9 protein-coding genes and 5 pseudogenes are annotated in these 18259 nt (G+C 58.9%); 10 read left to right on the top strand and 4 right to left on the bottom strand.

Translation table 11 applies throughout. The features are described 5' to 3' along the window. Nucleotides 1-62: 62 nt before the first annotated feature. The gene (locus tag MESOP_RS31200) at nt 63-2540 is read left to right on the top strand and encodes an FAD-dependent oxidoreductase (RefSeq protein ID WP_013533447.1); all 2478 of its coding nucleotides are present in this window, start codon (nt 63-65) and stop codon (nt 2538-2540) included. Next, nucleotides 2533-3825: an aspartate aminotransferase family protein gene (locus MESOP_RS31195; protein ID WP_013533446.1), complete on the top strand. Its 1293-nt coding sequence runs from the start codon at nt 2533-2535 to the stop codon at nt 3823-3825. Before MESOP_RS31200 ends, MESOP_RS31195 begins: the two co-directional genes overlap by 8 nt. Nucleotides 3826-4208: 383 nt before the next feature. On the opposite strand, the pseudogene MESOP_RS36890 reads toward MESOP_RS31195, so the two are convergent. Further along, nucleotides 4209-4421 (bottom strand): annotated as a pseudogene (locus MESOP_RS36890) (hypothetical protein); the annotation flags it as partial. A gap of 761 nt (nt 4422-5182) precedes the next feature. Between MESOP_RS36890 and MESOP_RS31185 the strand changes: the two are divergent. Further along, nucleotides 5183-5988: pseudogene (locus tag MESOP_RS31185) on the top strand (IS5 family transposase). Nucleotides 5989-6002: 14 nt separating this feature from the next. Here the strand turns inward: MESOP_RS31185 and MESOP_RS31180 are convergent. Further along, complete coding sequence (locus MESOP_RS31180) at nt 6003-6350, bottom strand: transporter substrate-binding domain-containing protein (protein WP_013533444.1); 348 nt, start codon at nt 6348-6350, stop codon at nt 6003-6005. 484 nt (nt 6351-6834) lie between these two features. On the opposite strand from MESOP_RS31180, the gene MESOP_RS31175 reads away from it, so the two are divergent. The 4 genes from MESOP_RS31175 (at nt 6835) to MESOP_RS31160 (ending at nt 12383) form a co-directional block, all read left to right on the top strand. Further along, nucleotides 6835-8499, top strand: coding sequence for an ABC transporter substrate-binding protein (locus MESOP_RS31175; RefSeq protein WP_013533443.1), 1665 nt, complete (start codon nt 6835-6837; stop codon nt 8497-8499). 68 nt (nt 8500-8567) lie between these two features. Continuing rightward, nucleotides 8568-9518 carry an ABC transporter permease gene (locus tag MESOP_RS31170; RefSeq protein ID WP_013533442.1) on the top strand — a complete coding sequence of 317 codons (951 nt, stop codon included), beginning with the start codon at nt 8568-8570 and terminating at the stop codon, nt 9516-9518. Continuing rightward, nucleotides 9518-10369 carry an ABC transporter permease gene (locus MESOP_RS31165; RefSeq protein WP_013533441.1) on the top strand — a complete coding sequence of 284 codons (852 nt, stop codon included), beginning with the start codon at nt 9518-9520 and terminating at the stop codon, nt 10367-10369. Before MESOP_RS31170 ends, MESOP_RS31165 begins: the two co-directional genes overlap by 1 nt. Further along, the gene (locus MESOP_RS31160) at nt 10362-12383 is read left to right on the top strand and encodes an ABC transporter ATP-binding protein (RefSeq protein ID WP_013533440.1); all 2022 of its coding nucleotides are present in this window, start codon (nt 10362-10364) and stop codon (nt 12381-12383) included. Before MESOP_RS31165 ends, MESOP_RS31160 begins: the two co-directional genes overlap by 8 nt. A gap of 168 nt (nt 12384-12551) precedes the next feature. On the opposite strand, the pseudogene MESOP_RS35400 reads toward MESOP_RS31160, so the two are convergent. Then, nucleotides 12552-12686, bottom strand: a pseudogene (locus MESOP_RS35400) (IS110 family transposase); the annotation flags it as partial. Between the two features lie 78 nt (nt 12687-12764). On the opposite strand from MESOP_RS35400, the pseudogene MESOP_RS35395 reads away from it, so the two are divergent. From MESOP_RS35395 to MESOP_RS31145, 3 genes and pseudogenes are all read left to right on the top strand, one after another. Then, nucleotides 12765-12907, top strand: a pseudogene (locus MESOP_RS35395) (IS256 family transposase); the annotation flags it as partial. Between the two features lie 1120 nt (nt 12908-14027). Then, the gene (locus MESOP_RS31150; protein ID WP_013533439.1) at nt 14028-15458 is read left to right on the top strand and encodes an amidase; all 1431 of its coding nucleotides are present in this window, start codon (nt 14028-14030) and stop codon (nt 15456-15458) included. Nucleotides 15459-15642: 184 nt separating this feature from the next. Further along, nucleotides 15643-16316 (top strand): annotated as a pseudogene (locus MESOP_RS31145) (IS6 family transposase). A 54-nt stretch (nt 16317-16370) separates the two neighbouring features. Here MESOP_RS31145 and MESOP_RS31140 read toward each other — a convergent pair. Beyond that, nucleotides 16371-18047, bottom strand: coding sequence for a CocE/NonD family hydrolase (locus tag MESOP_RS31140; protein WP_245262918.1), 1677 nt, complete (start codon nt 18045-18047; stop codon nt 16371-16373). Nucleotides 18048-18259 lie beyond the last annotated feature (212 nt).

The following is an 18259-nucleotide window of genomic DNA, read 5'->3' as shown; positions in this document are numbered from 1 at the left end:
TCATTGACAAACGCACATCTGTCCTATTAGGTTTTGAGACCATTCGATTAGGAGAACTGACAATGAGCGTATCTCATGCGCGCGTGGTGATTATTGGTGGCGGGGTCATGGGCTGTGGGTTGGCCTACCACCTGGCGCACGAGGGGTGGACAGACGTAGTTCTCCTGGAGAAAGCCGAGTTGACGTCGGGGTCTACCTGGCATGCAGCAGGCCAGATTACCCATTCGACATCGAGTTTCTCCTTAGGCAAATGCGTTGGCTACAATATCGATCTCTACTCCAAGGTACTGGAGCAAGAGACTGGCCAGTCGGTGACTTGGCATGGCTGCGGGTCGCTGCGGCTCGCCTACACTGACGATGAGCTCGATTGGCTTCGTCAAACCCTGAGCGTCGGCAAGGCTCTTGGGTTCACCATGGAATTGGTGGGACCACAGCGCATAAGGGAGCTGCATCCATTCTACAATCTCGAAGGCGTTCAAGCCGCGCTCTACACACCCGATGATGGGCATGTGGATCCCTCCGGCGCTACATTCGCCTTGGCTCAGGGCGCGAGACAATTTGGTGCCAAAATTATTCGGCAGTGCCGCGCCACCGACATCAAGCGAGAGCCGAACGGCGAATGGAGGGTCTTCACGGAGCAGGGCGAGATCGTTTGCGAACACGTTGTCAATGCTGGCGGCACCTATGCCCGCCAGGTTGGGAAGTGGGTGGGTCTCGACGTGCCCATCACGTCGATGACTCACCACTATCTGATTACGGATACCGTGCCGGAATTCATGTCCCTAGAAAGGGAGCTGCCCGTCATCAGAGACGACCAGCTTGTCTCCGGTTACATCCGAATGGAGCAGAAGTCCGGCCTCATCGGCATTTATGAGAAGGCCAATCCGAATGCGGTTTGGATCGACGAATGTCCTTGGGAGGCGGAACACGAACTTTTCGAGCCGCATTATGACCGGATTATGCCGTGGCTAGAGAACGCCATGGGCCGTATGCCTGTGCTTTCCCAGCTTGGCATCAAACGAGCCGTTCACGGGGCGATTTCGCATCCGCCGGACGGCAACCCGCTGATCGGGCCAGCACCGGGGCTCAGGAATTTTTGGCTGAACTGCGGTTGCCAAATCGGTATCGGTTGGGGCCCAGGGCTGACACGTGAACTGGCTCGCTGGATGGTCCACGGTGCGTCGGACATCAACATGCGCGACTACGATCCGCGGCGCTTCGGCCGCTTCGCCGACCAGGGATATCAGGTTACAAAGGCGAAAGAGGACTACCTTCTGCGCCATGAAGTTCCGTTCCCTCACCTCAACAGGCATGCCGGCAGGCCAGTCAAGCCCAGCGCCCTCTATGAACGCCTCAAAAGTCGGGGTGCTGTGTTCGAAGAAGTCTACGGATGGGAACGTCCGCGCTGGTTCGCGCGCGACGGTGTCGAGCAACGAGACTACTATTCTTTCCGCAGGCCCGCTTGGTTTCCTCTTGTCCAGCAAGAGGTCAACAGCGTGCGCGAGTGCGCCGGCGTGATAGACATTTCCGCGTTCACCAAGGTTCAAGTCTCTGGACCGGGAGCGGCCAAATTCATCGATAGGCTCATCCCGAACAGGCTGCCTTCGAAGCCCGGTCGCATTGCGTTGACTCACCTGTTGAATGAGAACGGTCGCATCGAGTTGGAAACGACCATTGTTCGCCTCGCCGACGATCGCTTCTATTTCACCTGCGCGGCGTTCTTCGAGCAGCGCTTGCTGGACTATCTGAGGTTCGCTCGCACTGATCACGACGATGTAACCATCACCAATCTGTCTGATGCCTGGGGAGCCTTGGCTCTCAATGGACCTCGCTCCCGCGAGATCCTGGCCCCGAACACAAGCGCTGCCTTGACCAACGAGGCGTTCCCCTGGCTTACGGCCCAGGAGATCGAGATCGCAGGGGAGAAGGTATGGGCGTTCCGGATGTCCTACGCGGGCGAGGTGGGCTGGGAGTTCCATGGACCAAAAGAGAGCATCCCGGCCGTCTACGATGCATTGCATGAGATTGGCGATGCCATGGGGCTGATCGACTACGGCTCTTTCGCGATGAACGTCATGCGATTGGAGAAGATGTTCAAGGGGGCTGGCGAACTTACCAACGAGGTCACTTTGCCGGAGGCCGATGTGATGCGCTTCGTCAAGACCGACAAGGCTGAGTTCAGGGGCAAGCAGGCCACACTGGCCGCTCTGGAGAAGGGCCCGTCGTGGATCTGCGCTTATCTGCAGATCGAGTCCGACGGGGTGTCGGATGGAAATGGCGGCGAAGCCGTGCTGATGGGAGACCGTCAAGTGGGATCGGTGACCTCGATCGCCTACTCGCCGTCCGTCGGCAAGATTCTCGCCTTTGCCTACGTGTCGCCCGATGTCGCGAGCCCGGGAACAAAGGTGGATGTCACGATCATGGGTGAAATCCGGAAGGCGGAGGTGCTGGGCGAGCCGGCTTTCGATCCCGACAATGTTCGCCCCCGCGCCGATGCAGGCGCAGACAGCCAGAGGAAGAGGGTGGCGGCCAATGCTTGACAATTCAGTTGCGCAGCCGGCGCAGAAGCAGTGGGTCGACAGGGCGAAAGGTGTGCTGCCCGGCGGTGGATTCGGTAATTTCGACCCGTCGATCGTCATTCGCGAAGGCCATGGCGCTCGCGTCTGGGATGAGGACGGGAAGGAATACGTCGACTACCTCATTGGCTCGGGACCGATGATCCTGGGACACGACAATGAAGAGGTCGTTGAGGCAATTCGAGAGCAGGCAGGAAAAGGACTGACGTTTTTCGCCAGCAACAGGCACGGTATAGAGCTTGCCGAAGCGATATGCCAAGCCTTGCAGTGTGCGGAAAAGCTACGATTTGTTTCGAGCGGTGGCGAGGCAGACATGTTCGCGATGCGCCTTGCTCGCGCGCATACTGGTCGGGACCTCATTTTAAAATTCGAAGGCGGCTATCATGGCATGTCTTCAGATGCCCTGATCAGTGTCTTCCCCGACAGACTGGAGAACTATCCAAATGGCGTTCCGGATTCAGCGGGAATACCCGAACAAGTCCGCGAAAGCATCTACGTCGCGCCGTTCAACGATCCGGATTTTATTCGGCAGTTCCTTGATGAACATGGCGAGAGAATCGCTGGTGTGATCGTTGAACCGCTTCAGCGCCTGATTCCTCCGGAGCCAGGATTTCTCGAAGTGTTGCGCGAAGAAACCTCGAAGCACGGGATCGTGCTAATTTTCGATGAGGTAGTTACCGGATTCCGTTTGGCCTACGGCGGGGGACAAGAAAAGTACGGCGTTGTGCCGGATCTTTGCACCGTCGGCAAAATCGTAGGCGGCGGTCTCCCGCTTGCCGCGGTGGTGGGCCAAGCAGACATCATGGCTCATTTCGACAAGAGCGTGGTCGGCAAAGATCGCTTTACCCTGCAGATCGGAACCCTGAGCGGCAATCCGCTTGCAGCCGTTGCCGGCCTGAAGACGCTCGAAATCCTTCGCCGTCCGGACAGCTATGACCGGCTTCGCAGAAATGGGGAGGCCATCATGGGCTTCCTTAGGGATGCTCTCGATCAAACAGGAGTCGATTATCAAATCGTTGGGGATCCTGTTCTTTTTGATGTCGTATTCACTAAGCGTTCGGTGAAGTTCTACAGAGATGTTCTCAAGGCGGACAATAGTTTGGCAGGCAGGTTTAATGCTCGGCTCCGTCAGCATGGAATCTTTAAATCGCCGGGCAAGATTTATCCTAGCCTTGCTCTCTCCAGCAGCGATCTCGCTTGGACGCAGAACGCGATAATGGCGGCCGCCAAGCAACTGTCCGCCGAATAAGCGGTGCTACGCGATGAAACCGCGATTCGACAATTGTCGTCCTGCCACATCGCGTTGCCCTTGCGCTGAGAAATGTAGCTGGCTTCCGGGCGATCTCGCTATTCTCCCGGGTTCAAGTTCTCGTGGATCGACTAAAGGAAAAGAGTTCAGTGAAGATCCTGGTGCCCGTGAAGCGGGTCGTGGATGCGAATGTGAAGGTTCGCGTGAAGGCTGACGGTTCGGCGGTGGAACTTGCCAACGTCAAGATGGCGAGGGTTCGTCAGCGGAAGATTGAGCCGACACACGCAAATCCGGGTGACCTTCATAGCAGGTCGCGCTCCTCTAGCGCGGCTACGGGCCGCAAGAATATCACGCGCATGTGGCCCGTTCAGCGCGAGTGCGCCCCAGTCCTCACACAGGATCGCGATCGTAACCGCCTCGTCGACCTTTTTGTTCATTGCCAAATAATTCAGCAGACGCTGCTCAAAGAAGGCTCTGAAGTAGAACTGGTCATCGGCGAAGCGAACGATGGTCGTCTTGAGCTCAATGCGGCCATTGTCGTTCAGCAGATGCGCCAGCGCGATTCGGCCAGGCTTCGACGGCAGCCGGTTCGCCACAAGCCGGTCGAGAAAGCGTGCCCGTCTGGAGCCGACACCTCAATCTTGGTGAAGGCGGAAATATCTATCAGCCCGGCCCGTTCGCGCACGGCGCGAACCTCCTCCCCGCGAGATGGTGCCAGGGCGGGGCGGCGGAATGAATAGTGGTCGCGCTGCTCAAGCCACCGCGAGGGAACGAGAGCGGCCGCTCCCAGCCGTAGACATTCGAACACCGCGCTTTTCCTTCAAACGGCCGTAGAGTGCGCTCGGCTTGACACGACGGCGCACCGTGCGGTGGAGATGCTGCCGGCATTCACTTCGCAAACGATCTCGCCCTGCTCGGAGAATACCCCCCATTCGCCATTTGGCCGGGCTTTATGTCAGTCACCCGGCACTGGCGGGTAATCGTTGCGCCGATCTGGCGCGCACCCTTGGTCAGCGTGAAAGTCGCACCTGCCGGGTCCATATGGCCGTCATCGGGTTTGTAGAGCGCGATCCGGCGCTGACCAACGAGGCGTTTCCATGGCTGACTGCATAGAAAAATCGAGGTCGCAGGCAACAAGGTGTGGGCGTTCCGAATGTTCTATGCCGGCGAGCTCGGCTGGGAGCTCCACGGTCGGCGCGCGAGCCAACCCTATTCTCTAGGACGCCCTGCAGGAAGCCGGTGCGCTTGCCAACTAACTACGGTTCGTTCGCGATGAACGTGATAGCCGTTAGAGGCCGTTTGGAAAATCGGAAAAATTGGGATTTCGTCTGAGGCTGGTTTGTGATTCAAGCTGGGGATGTGGACCGAACAGAGCCGTGGCCGGATGGCCAAGATCGCCAAGAAGACCAAGCGCTACCCGTCCGATCTGACGGACGAGGAGTGGGAACAGATCGCGCCGCTGATGCCCAAGCCTGGGCGTCGCGGTCGTCCGCGCGAGGTTGAATTCCGTGAGGTGATCAACGCGGTGCGCTACCTTGTGCGCTCGGGTTGCGGCTGGCGGATGCTGCCGATCCATTTCGGCGCCTGGCAGACGGTCTACGGCTGGTTTCGCGAGTTGGCGCGGCGCTTTCCAGACCATCCAAGACGTGGCGCTGATGCTGGATCGCGAGCGGGCCGGGCGCGAGGCCAGTCCCACGGCTGGCGTGATCGACAGCCAGTCGGTCGAGGCCCGCAAGCGGAAACAAGAGGTTGCGACGCCGGCAAGAAGATTGTCGGCTGCAAGCGACACGTTGCCGTCGATACGGATGGGTGGCTCTTGATGGTCAACCTCACCACCGCCGACATCTCCGACAGCGCCGGCGCTCAGGCGATTCTGGATGGTATCCGCAAGCGCTGGCCCTGGGTGAAGCATCTGTTCGCCGACGGCGCCTACGACCGGATAAGGCCGCCTATCTGGACTTCGTGGTAGAGATCATCCGCCGATCCGACGACCAGAAGGGCTTCCAGATCCTGCCCCGCCGCTGGGTTGTCGAGCGCACCTTCGGCTGGATGACAAGATGGCGCCGCCTCGTGCGCGACTACGAGCAGCGCATCGATGTCTCGCAAGCCATGATCCTCGTCGCTATGGCCGGCAATCTTATCCGCAGAAACACTCATCCCTGAATTCAAAACGGACTCTAAGACAGCTCACTCGTATCTTGGCGATCGGATCGGTTGTCGGCACGTTGCTGCAGTCGCTTGGGCAGGATGAACATGCCGCCGGTGATGATGTCGAAGCGACCGTCCTGCAGGCTAGGGACGAGCGAGCCCCATTCCGTCACGATCGGCTCGACCTTGGTGATGCCCATCTTCTTCAGAATGTCGAGCGTCGTATTGACCAAGCCGAGCGGCTCTTTGTTGTCGCGCGGATAGGCCCAGGGAATCTCGTTGGAGAAGCCGATCCGGATCGTCTCTCCGTTCTTGATCTTGCCGAGCGATGAAGCCCAGACCCAGCGAACGGTCGATTTGGAGCCCGCTTCCCGCATCAGCAGATTGCACAAGACGAGCGCGTCATCAAACGAACGGGCTTTAACATCGGAAAGCTCCGCCTTCCACGCTGAGGGCCCGTCGGCGCGGGAAAGTGGAGCAAATCAGTTGTCCTGGACACGTTGGGGCCTTCTGCAACGAGGGCGAAGCGGGACCCAGTTTGACCGTGCAATGTGCTGAAGGGTGACCCATTGTCCCAGTGGCGACCTGGGCCATCTCGTTCCCAGATGATGAGCATAAAATAACTGTATTTGCTCCGAGCCGCCGCGCAATTGATCATCAAAAAATGAAGAAGCCTCGTTCAAGCTTGGGCCACTTGTGACCTCGTCAAGGTGGCACTCGCCGCAGGAAGCTAAGGCTAGTAGACGCGGAAAACGGCGTCGGGACGGAAGTCCATAGGAATCGCTCAGTGGGTTCCCGACGACATCGGAACCGGGCGTAAACGCAGGTGCACGATCAACGTTGAGAAAAAGGGGAACCGCTGTGACACGAAACACTTACTTGCTCGATGGTCTTCGCTCTGGCCTAACGCCGATCGAGAACCACCTGATCGATGGCCACGTCGATGGCCGCGTCAGTCGTCGCGAGTTTTTGCGGCACGGCAGTGTGCTTGGCCTGTCCCTGCCGTTTCTTGGCCAGGCTACGCTGGTGGTTGGCCTCGGCGCAACACCGTCCGTAGCGAGAGCGGCCGTCCAACCCGGTTCCACCATTCGAGTTGCTTGCGATGCGCCGCAGACCGTGGTCGACCCCGTCCTGAATGGCGACACGGGGGGGGTCCTGATGCTCAATCAGGTCGGTGAGTTCCTCTGCATCGACGGGCCAGACCTTGTGCTGAAGCCCTGTCTTGCGACAAGCTGGAACCCTAACCAGGACGGCACCGTTTGGACGTTCACGCTACAAAAAGGCGTTAAGTTCCATTCTGGCGGCGAGATGAAGGCCGATGATGTCGTCGCCACTATGGATCGACTGGCGGATCCAAAGAATTCGTCAAACGCGCTTTCCGTCTTCAAGGGCATTTTGCAAAAGGGCGGCACCCGAAAGGTGGACGACTACACAGTCGAGTTCCATCTCGACAGCGCGAGCGGCAGTTTCCCTTACTTGGTGTCGTCCGACAACTACAATGCTATTATCTTGCCGGCGGGCTATTCGGGAAATTTCGAGGAAAGTTGGGACGCCACTGGTCCTTTCAAGATCGAGAAGTTCACTCGCAACGTCGGCGCGAGTTTCGTCCGCAATGATGATTATTGGGGACTAAAGGCGCTGCCGGCGAAAACAGAATTCATCTTCTTCAAGGATATCCGGGCGCAAATCTTTGCGCTGCAGGCCGGGCAGGTCGACATCGTCAACCAGTTCTCCGTGCTCGACGGTGTGGCACTGCTAGGCGACCCGAGCGTTGACATCGTTAGCTTAAAATCCACTGCGAACCAGCCAGTCCACATGCACTGTGACTCGGATCCATTCGGGGATCCACGTGTCCGTCAGGCGGTGGCGCTGTGTTTGGATCGCGAGAAGTTCGTAAAGGGCCTGATGAAAGGCCGCGCCGAAGTCGGCAACGATAGCCCCTTCGCCAAAGTCTATCCCATGACCGATCCGACCGTGCCGCAGCGCAACCAGGACATCCGCAAGGCCAAAGAGTTGATGAAGGCGGCGGGGATGGAGAAGGGCTTTCAGGTGACGCTTGCCGCCCCGCAATATCTGGAAATTCCGGCCTATGCCCAGCTCTTACAGAACTGGGTGAAGGAGATCGGCGTCGAGCTCAAGCTCGACATCATGGACCGGAGTGCCTTTTATGGCGATGTGATCCCCGGCAAATCGCCGTGGCTCGACTCGGTGATGGGCATTGGCGACTTCGGCCACCGCGGCGTACCGAACGTTCTCCTCCAATCGCTATTGATGAGCGACGGCATTTATAATCCGGCCAAGTTCAAGAACAAGGAATATGACAACCTCGTCAACAGCTACACGGCCTCGCTCGATTTGGAGGCGCAGCGGGCGGGTGCAGGCAAGATTCAGCGGCTACTGCTTGAAGAAACGCCGCTGCTGTTCGGCTACTTCTATGACTACCTGATCGCGACCAAGAAGGGCGTCGTTGGCGTCCAGCCAACAGCCATCGGGCAATTGTTCTTACAGGATGCGGGAAAGACATAACGTTGGCTCGGCGAGGGCAGCATTAGCTGCCTCGCCGTACAGGTACATCATTTAAGAAGCGGACCCCGATGAAACGTTTCCTTGCCCGGCGCTTTACCTATGCAATAATTACACTCTTCGTGCTGAGCCTGCTCGTGTTTTTCGGCGGGCAGGTACTGCCGGGCAACGTGGGGCGGGCCATTCTTGGCCCCTTCGCCGATCAACAAGCGGTGGATGCGCTGAACCACCGGCTCGGTGTGGACAGGCCGTTACTCGTCCAGTACGGCTCTTGGCTAGGGCGCTTCCTGCACGGCGACATGGGAGAGTCCCTTGTCTATCGTAGCCCGGTAGCCCTCGTTGTGAAAGCGGCACTGGGCCAGTCGTTGAAGCTAGCCGCGGTGGCATTCGCTGTCGTCGTGCCACTCAGTATTCTCGGCGGGATAGTGGCAGCGCTAAACGTGAACCGTCCAGTTGATCGCATCATTACCCTTGGCGGTCTCTCGGTAACTGTGCTCCCGGAATTCGTCACTGGAATCGTGCTGATCCTGATTTTCGGCGTTTGGCTGCGTTGGCTGCCGGTTTCCGCCGCCTGGCCGGATGGTGCAGGGCCGCTGACACAACTTTATTATCTTATTCTGCCGGCGATGCCGTTGGTGCTGGGGCTTTTCGCCTATATCGCACGGATGGCCCGTGCAGGAACGCTCGATGCGCTTGATTCCGACTACACCCGCACTGCCGTTCTAAAAGGCCTGCCCTGGCGGAAGGTCATCTGGAGGCATGTGCTGCGGAATGCGCTCTTGCCGACGATCACAGTTATTGCGACTCAGACTGCTTTTCTGATTGGCGGCCTGTTGGTGACGGAGAAACTATTCGGCTACCAAGGAGTTGGATTGCTTATTTTCTCTGCCGCGCAGAGCAAGGACTTCCCGATGCTGCAGGCGGGGGTGCTAGTGACTGGCATCGCCTTAGTGGTAGCGACTATGGTTGCAGATCTGCTTTATGCGCTGCTCAATCCCCGAATCCGTCTCGGGGCTGAGTAATGGCCGACCTGACCGCTTCTTCTAGTTGCCAGCCTACGGTGCGGAGCGCGCTGTTAGGCTCGGGCCCGTTTTTGTTCGGCTCCGCCATTCTCGCGTACTGGGTCGTCTGTGCGTTATTTGGTCGCTATTTCGTGCCTCACGACCCGTTTGCCGCTGACATCATGAATGTGCTCGCCCCCCCTTCTACCGAGCATTGGTTCGGCACGGATCAACTTGGGCGCGACATTTTCTCGCGCGTTTTCCTTGGATCGCGCGATATCCTGATCGTAGCTCCGGTCGCCACCTGCCTCGCTACATTATTGGGAACAGCGCTGGGGCTAGTGACGGGCTACTTTCGTGGAATGATCGATGATGTCGTCTCCCGTCTACTCGAGGCGGTGTTGGCGCTCCCCACGCTCATCATTGCCTTGCTGATCATCGTTGCGTTGGGCAACTCGCAGACGTCCGTGATTCTCGTTATCGGATTGTCCTACGCGCCAAGCATCGCCCGCACGGTCCGCTCCGCCGTCTTGTCGGAACGCGATCTTGAATACGTCGCTGCCGCGACGCTCCGCCGCGAGAACGCCGCCCATATCATGTTCGTCGAAATCTTACCTAACATACTCCCACCCATTCTCGTCGAATCCGCCGTGCGTCTCGGTTATGCAATCTTCGCAGTCGCCACGTTGAGTTTCATTGGCTTCGGCCTGCAGCCACCTTCGCCGGATTGGGGGCTGTCGATCGCGACCAACTACGGAATGATCGGCGGCGGCTTTTGGTGGACAGTGCTATTCGATGCATTGGCCATCGCCAGCCTGGTAATCGGGGTAAATCTAATGGCCGAAGGGCTGCATGGAGCGCTCGATGGCTGAACCCGCACTTCACCTCGATCGCCTCTCCGTCGCTTACCGGTCTGGTGGGCGGGACCGCGCCGTGCTGCGCGATGTTAGTCTGCAGATTGCGCCGGGTGAGGCTTATGGGCTCGTCGGCGAAAGCGGTTGTGGCAAGTCCACCGTGGCACTGGCGGTGGTTCGGTACCTTCCGCGGAACGGGAAGATCACCGGCGGGGCGGTGATGCTCGACGGGACGGATGTAATGCGGCTCGGGCCCGAGGCGCTCAGGCACCTGCGAGCAGGAACTGTCTCGATGGTCTACCAGGATCCCAGCAAAGCGCTAAACCCGTCGCTGAAAGTGGGGTGTCAGTTGGGCGAGGTGTTCGAGGTGATGGGCGTCCCTTCTGCCGAGCGCGAAATGCGTTCGCTAGAGATGCTGCAAAAGGTGCGCATCGCCGATCCCGGCTCGGTTATGATGCGCTATCCACATCAACTTTCGGGAGGCATGCAGCAACGGGTGACGATTGCCATGGCACTGGCGAGCGATCCGAAGATGCTGATTCTGGACGAGCCCACGACCGGCCTTGACGCCACCGTGGAGGCTGAGGCCCTCGACCTCATCTCCGATCTTCGGCGCGAGCTCGGCACCTCAATCTTGTTCATCAGCCACAACCTCGCCGTGGTGGCCAAGATGTCCGATCGCGTCGGTGTCCTCTATGCAGGGATGCTGGTTGAGGAAGGGCTGACCCGTGAGATATTGAGTTCTCCACGCCATCCCTACACTGTCTCGCTCTTGCGTTGCCTACCTCGGGGCGGGCAGCGAAAGGACCAGCGACGGCTCGATAACATTCCGGGTTTTCTACCCGCGCCCGGCGCGCTGATCTCCGGTTGCCCCTTCGCGGAGCGCTGTGCGATCGCCGACGACCGGTGTCGCGCGGAAGTGCCGGAACTGCGGGAAGATTGCGGTAGACTCGTGCGTTGCCACTACCCGGATCGGGCCGTCAATATTCCGCGGAGTACGCCAAGCGATCTTGTAAATCTAAAGTCTTCGTGGGGGGCCGCGCCGGTACTTCGGGTTAGCAATCTCTCGAAAACTTATGGTCAGGGGAGCCACGCGATCCGTGCGGTCGCCGGTGTTTCGCTAAGTCTTCTGCCTGGGGAAACACTAGGTCTGGTCGGTGAGTCTGGCTCCGGCAAAACGACGCTAGCGCGAATGCTCTTGGGCTTGGTGCCGCCGGATCCCGGCGGGGCCATCGAGCTTGACGGCAGGCCTCTGGCCGCCAGTCTCGATCGGCGCCGAGATGAAGAGGTGAAAGCGGTGCAGATCGTCTTTCAGAATCCGGATTCAGCGCTGAACCGCTCGCATTCGGTCTCTCGGATCATTGGCCGCGCGTTGCGAAAGCTCGGCGGCTATCGTGGCGCCGACTTGACTGGCCGTCTCAATGCGCTCGTGGCCGCAGTCCGCCTGACGCCTCGACATCTATCGCTCCGTCCGCGCCAGCTTTCCGGTGGGCTCAAGCAGCGCGTCGCCATAGCGCGCAGTTTCGCCGGCGACCCTCGCGTTTTGGTCTGCGACGAGCCTACGTCGGCGCTCGACGTCTCAGTGCAGGCGGCGATCCTGAATCTGCTCGCAGACCTTCAGGTAGAGCGGAATGTCAGCTACCTATTCATCTCTCACGATCTTGGCGTCGTTCGGTATCTTTCCGACCGAATTGCCGTGCTCTACCTCGGGCGGATCATGGAGATGGGGCCATCGGAGAGCGTGTTCGAAGGACCAAACCACCCCTATACCGAAGCGCTTCTTTCGGCGGTCCCCCAACTCGACGGTGCCCAGAATACCCGCATTCGCCTCTCTGGAGAGATCCCCTCCGCGGCCAACCCGCCCAAGGGGTGCGTCTTCCATAACCGGTGCCCACGCAAGCTTGGCGCAATCTGTGAGACCCTGGAGCCGCCGCAGAACGAGGTGCAGCCGGGCCATGTCATCCGTTGCCATATCCGAACAGAAGACCTCCAGCGCCTCCAGCGGCGTGGCATGCTTTCTCCGGTAAGTTGAAGGCGGTGACGCCACCGTCGGCGATGCCCCTTCTCGACAGACTCGATCACAACGCCCACCGCATCGTGCTCCAGGGTGACAGCATGCGAAAGCAAGCCGCGCCCCCCTTGACCGGCACCCGAAACGGCGAACTCAATCATCCATGACCGCAACGAGGCACCCGAGCGGCAGCTTCTCGAAGAAGGCCACCACCTCCTTGCGTCGAAGTTTCTTGCGCAATGTCGGCTCTTCAGCGGCGTTCGCCCCATGCAGCTGAAACACGTGCTTTGACGTGTCCATCCCAGTTCGAATAATCTGATCCACGGACGGCCTCCTTTGCTTGAGATCTTTAACGACCTCACTCTGGCAGATCGATGCCGTGCTGGGGGCCGTCCACACCAACAGACCGTGCTGCCTTCGGCCGAAACGGCGGCAATGTTGTTATGGGCGTTGATGGCGCCGGCCAGATCTCAATGCGAAAGATCGACGGTTGGCACACGCTCCCCGCCAAGCCGCTCGATCAACAGATTGACCTCGCCGCATGAACCGATAATCTCAACCTACCGAGGCTGCTCCGCCGAATTCCAACACGATCCGCTACGGCACCAGGCATGATGGCAAATAATGCGCAGTGATTACCGTCTCCCCATGCCGCCGTATTTCGCCTTCTACGCGTAAGCCATCATCTAAGGCTTCAATAGGATGGGCCATTCGGATTATGGTCGAGTAACTCAGCCAATCGGCTCTGGTTCGCCAAAATCATGGCCCTAGACATTGCGAACTCGCCATTGAAATCGGTATGAACCTAGCCGCGTTTTCCTGGTGGCCGTTTCGTTTGAGTCAACGCGGCCTGGCTCGTTCATTGAGCAGGTCTTGAGGGGCTAAAGCCGGATTAGCGTCGAATTCGATTTCCTCTCACCCTCAGGGCTGTCGCGTGAACTTGACAACATGGCGCTGCCAAACTGAATCACGTCGCCTTGGCCGCTGAGGTGCTGCCTTATGGAGCCGAGACATGCCGCCGGCTTCTGAGGTGAGAGTGGCAGCAGGGGTCAACTCCAATTTTGTCCTTGCAAGGAAGCAGACCTCGACTACCAGCACCATGGACCGGTTCGATGGGACGACCCGAAAAGTATTGACGTTATTATGGCCGCAGCCGCGGCCGGCCGTGAGTTGCCTGTCGCTCAGCACCGGCCTATCCGTAAGATTCACACGCAGAGCTATGAGAAGCAGGTGCACGGTCATCAGTTCCAGGTTGGCGTTAGTCGCTGAATCTCGGCCGCAAAGACGGGAGATTCAACGTTTCGTCGGCCGTCCTAAACTCCCTCGTACCCTCTCAAAGTTCTCTGCTTATTCTCTTCCTGCCTCATCGGGGTGATCCAACAGTTTGGACAGATCCCCATCACCAGGCCCAGGATCCGCAACAGGGCGCTATAGTCGATTTGCGATCTGAATTTCAGATGAATCGAATCGCAAAACTGTATTTGACTGCGGCCTGGCGCGAGATCGATTGTGGGTGTCGTCCAAATTGAGATTTGCACTCCACTACCATTGGAAAACGACCGCTGTTTTCCAGTTGGATTTAGTACTAATTGAAAATTCAAACCGCGCTGTGCGTGCCACGGCCCTCTCTCGCTGACACGAGGCAGAGGAGAAAGGATAGCTGCAATGAGGGTGAGTGAATACGCAGAGTACGATGCCACCGGTTTGGCCTCTCTTGTCGCTGCCGGCGAAGTGACGCCCTCGGAATTGATGCGGCTAGCCCGCGAGGCGCACGACGAGGTCAATCGGCAGATCAACGCTGTGATGGAATTCTACGAAGATGCTGAAACCGTTGCCGGCGCGGACGGAGGGCTCTTCCATGGCGTGCCGTTCCTTCGGAAGGATATCGGTGCCGCCGAAGCTGGCCGCCTCCAGGAAAAAGGAAGCCGACTGTTCAAAGGCTGCCGGCCCGATACCGACAGCTATTTTTTTCGTCGCGCTCGGGAGGCCGGGCTTCGAACTATAGGAAGGACAACAACTCCCGAGCTTGGCTCTTCCGTAATGACAGAGTCCATTCTCAGTGGCGTCACCGGCAATCCATGGGATCTGGAACGCGCCGCGGGGGGCTCCTCCGGGGGAGCGGCAGCGGCTGTGGCCGCCGGCATCACACCTATTGCCCACGGCAGTGATGGCGGCGGGTCAATTCGCATCCCCGCGTCATGGTGCGGCCTCGTCGGACTTAATCCGTCCAGGGGACGTGTTTCAGGCGGTCCCAACAATCAAGACCGTTCGTATGGTCTCACCCGCGAGTTTATTCTGTGTCGAACAGTCCGCGACATGGCCGCGGCGCTGGACGTCTTTTCCGGTCCCCATCCCGGCGATCCGTTTATCATCGTCCAACCGAACCGTCCCTATGTGGACGAACTCTTAAAGCCCACGGGCCGTCTGCGGGTCGGGGTCGCGAGAACGAGTTGGGGCGCGGTCAATCTTGATCAGGAAGTGCTGCGCGCTGTCGAGTCGACGGCAACGCTTCTGCAGAAGATGGGGCACACGGTACAAGACATCGACCCGCCATATGAGCCGGTCGAATACAGCAGCCTATATCTCGACCCGACGACTGCGAGTGGGCTCGAAAAAGCGGCGCGGGCCATGGGGCGCAGCATCACCGCGAACACCTTAGAGCCGGCCAACCTAAAACGGTATGAATTTTGCCGAGACTTGCCTCTTTCCCTAGCGGCGGACGTACAAGAGGCACTCCGGAGAATGCGTTTCCGCGTGGGCGAGGCGATCCATGCGTTCGAAATTTTGCTGACCCCGACAATGCCAATCGTGGCCGTGCCGCATGGCGGCATCTATTCTGCCACGAATCCTGCGGTCTCTGCAGAGGAATACGTGGAAGCGGATACGGCGATTTGTCAGTATACTGGCGTATTCAATGTGACCGGACAACCTTCGGTGTCCTTGCCTTTGGCACAGAGCGCCAGCGGGCTGCCGATCGGTATTCAGATCGTTGGCCGCTTTGGCGACGAGGCCACACTCGTCCGTGTCGCACGCGATCTGGAAGACGCCAGACCCTGGGGCGACCGGCGACCAACGGTTCGAGCAGGAAACAGCTGACTATCACCTCACATGCTTCAATTCTGAAATTCGAGCAATGTTCCGTAATCGAAGCTTCGAATAGACTGACGCACGGAAATAAGCGATCTGACGCAACGTATGACAGGCGTCTCGGCGGTCAATCCGAAGCAGGAAGGATGTGTTGCAACGTTTTAATTACCCATCGACATTTTCGGAGGACTAGATGTTCAAGGGTCGCCAGTTCGACCAGGCAGTGATCCTGCTTTGCGTGCGCTGGTACCTGGCCTATAATCTCAGCCTGCGTGATCTTGAGGAGATGATGGCCGAGCGGAGGATTGCCGTCGACCAGATGACCATTTGCGGCTTGACCGTTCGCACGCTACTGCTGGAGCATTTCGATCGGCCCAAGCGTAGCGTGACGGGGAAGTGGCAAGTCGACGAGACGTACGGATGCATCTTTACCGCGCCATCGACAGTGTCGGCGACGCAGTCGAATTCTGTTCAGCGAGCATCGTGACTTGTTCTCGGCCCACCGGGTCTTCAGAAAAAGCGCTGGCACATCATGGCCGGCCCGTCCACGTCGTCATCGATGGTAGCAAGACCAATCAGGAGGTTATCGTTTCCTGTGACGTCACAAATCGCTTGCAGGATCGTTCCGGGCGTCGGCTGAAGCCGATCCGGAGTCGCAAGACTAAATGCCTGAACAAGCGGATCGAACAGGACCATCGGTGCATAAAGCGCCGCATCCGGTCAATGCTCGGGTTCAAATCACCAGCATCAGCCGCGATCACCCTAAACGGCATTGAAATGGTTGACATGATGCGTGAGCAACAGGCGAGGTTCGCCTTCAATCCGAATTTATCCCTGGCCGAGCAGTTCCAAATCCATGCCGCGTGATTGGCCTCGTGTCAGACCTCCCTGCGCTCCCATTCAGCCGTTGGACAAAACCCCTCACGGCACGATTGGAAGGATGATTTGCGAGGGATGGTCGCGATCGTGGTAGATAGTGTTCTCTGCCACGACCCACCTGGTTTCCGTCAAATTGTTACCGCCTGTATTCAGGTTTCGGCCGAAATGCGGGAAGCTGCTGCTCGACACTTGCACGCGGATGCGGTGGCCAGGCGCGAAGTAATTGCCGGTCGCATGCAGATTCACCTCTATGGGATAGATTTGGCCTGGGATCATCAATTTAGACGGCTTGTAGCCTTCACGGTAGCGCGCCCGCGCGATACCGGTCCTGAGATTGTAGACCCGCCCATCGGGATAGACGTCACTCAGTTGCACAACGAAGTCGGTGTCCACCGCCGAGGATGACACATAGAGCACGGCGCGCAGCGGACCGGTCACCTCGATGCCTGAACGAAGCGGCTCCGTGGTGAACACCAACCGGTCGTCTCGCAGATCCGTCTGGCGCTGGTCCACTGACACGCTGGCGGACTCAAGCTCGGCAGGGCAGCCCGGACCCGGGGGGACTCTGAAGGGCTCAGGGCTGATAACGGGATCGGCAGGATCATAGTGATAACGGTCAGGCGGGCCCGACGCAGCCGCCGTGGATAGCCGGCCGTCACCCTTGCTCGTGTTCGCATGACCGCCGCTGCTCAAATAATAGGGCACAAAGCGTGTTCCCGGCAGCGGCCAGCTGTCGGATGACTTCCACTGGTTCGCTCCAATCAAAAAGTATTGGACGTGCGGCATGTCGAAGCCGCCCTGACCGTCGCGCAGCCAATGATTGAACCAGCGCAAATAGATCGACCACCAATCCAGCCGATTGTCCCCGACATCACGCTGGCCCACGATGTAGGGTGGGGCCTGTTCGCTTTCGCAATGACCGGTGGGAGAGATGATCACATACTGATTCCGCCGCGCTTCCTCTGACAACGACTGCTTCTGGAACCTGTCGAACAATTCCAGCGTGCCTCCAACCGTACCGTCATACCAAGAATCGACGAACAGGGCCGGAACATCGGGGTGCGAGAACTCATCGAAAAGGCCGAACTTGCCCCACCAAGGACCGCCGAGTTCACGCGAGTGCCAATCCCGCCAGTCATTGGGCGGGCCGCCGGCCCGGTCGCCCAAGTCGGCAACAGGGAGGGTCTTCAGCAACTCCCAATAATCAACTTTCTTGAGCACTTCTTGGCGCTGGTTGGCCGACTCGCGAAACCACTGCAGTGTGCAGCCCATATCGTGAACACCGGAAACCAGTTCATCCCATGGCATCGACCGCAGTGCGCCAGCGGCTCCCTGCGGCACGACAGCCTTCAGCGCTGGCGGCCGCCGTTGCGACGTCATCACCTGAGTGATGCCGAGAGCAGAGCAGCCGTAACCGCCGACCCGGCCGTTGGACCAGGACTGCGAAGCGATCCAGGCGACCGTGTCGTAGCCGTCCATGGCATCGCTTTCAGCTAAATGGAAGGTACCCTCGGAACGGAAGCGCCCGCGAAGGTCCTGCACAACGACCGCGAAGCCCTGGCCGGCAAACATCCTGACTGCCACGCTGCGGTGGCTGAACGGACTGGGCTGAAGATAGCCCGCCTTATTGTATTGCGTCCGGATCATGATTGTCGGCAGCGGGCCAGCCACCCCGCGTGGACGATAGATGTCGGCATAGTGACCGACGCCGTCATGCATCGGTATGCGGACGTCCTTCTCGACATCTACTTCGTAACGCGGCTTCGGAAGGGGCACTGGCTGGTCTGTCTGCCCGCTCCGGTTCAACCATCCAGTGCCAATTTCGGCAGCCTCATTCGTGGGCGTTTTCGACCATCCAGTGCCCGTTTGGGCAGCCTCACTCGTAGGGGTTTGGGCAGCCTCACTCGTAGGGGTTTGGGCGGCCGTGCCCG

The sequence above is a fragment of the Mesorhizobium opportunistum WSM2075 genome, from assembly GCF_000176035.2.
GTDB lineage: Bacteria > Pseudomonadota > Alphaproteobacteria > Rhizobiales > Rhizobiaceae > Mesorhizobium > Mesorhizobium opportunistum.
Note: the sequence above shows the minus strand (reverse complement) of the source record. Positions and strands in the feature narration are given on the sequence as shown.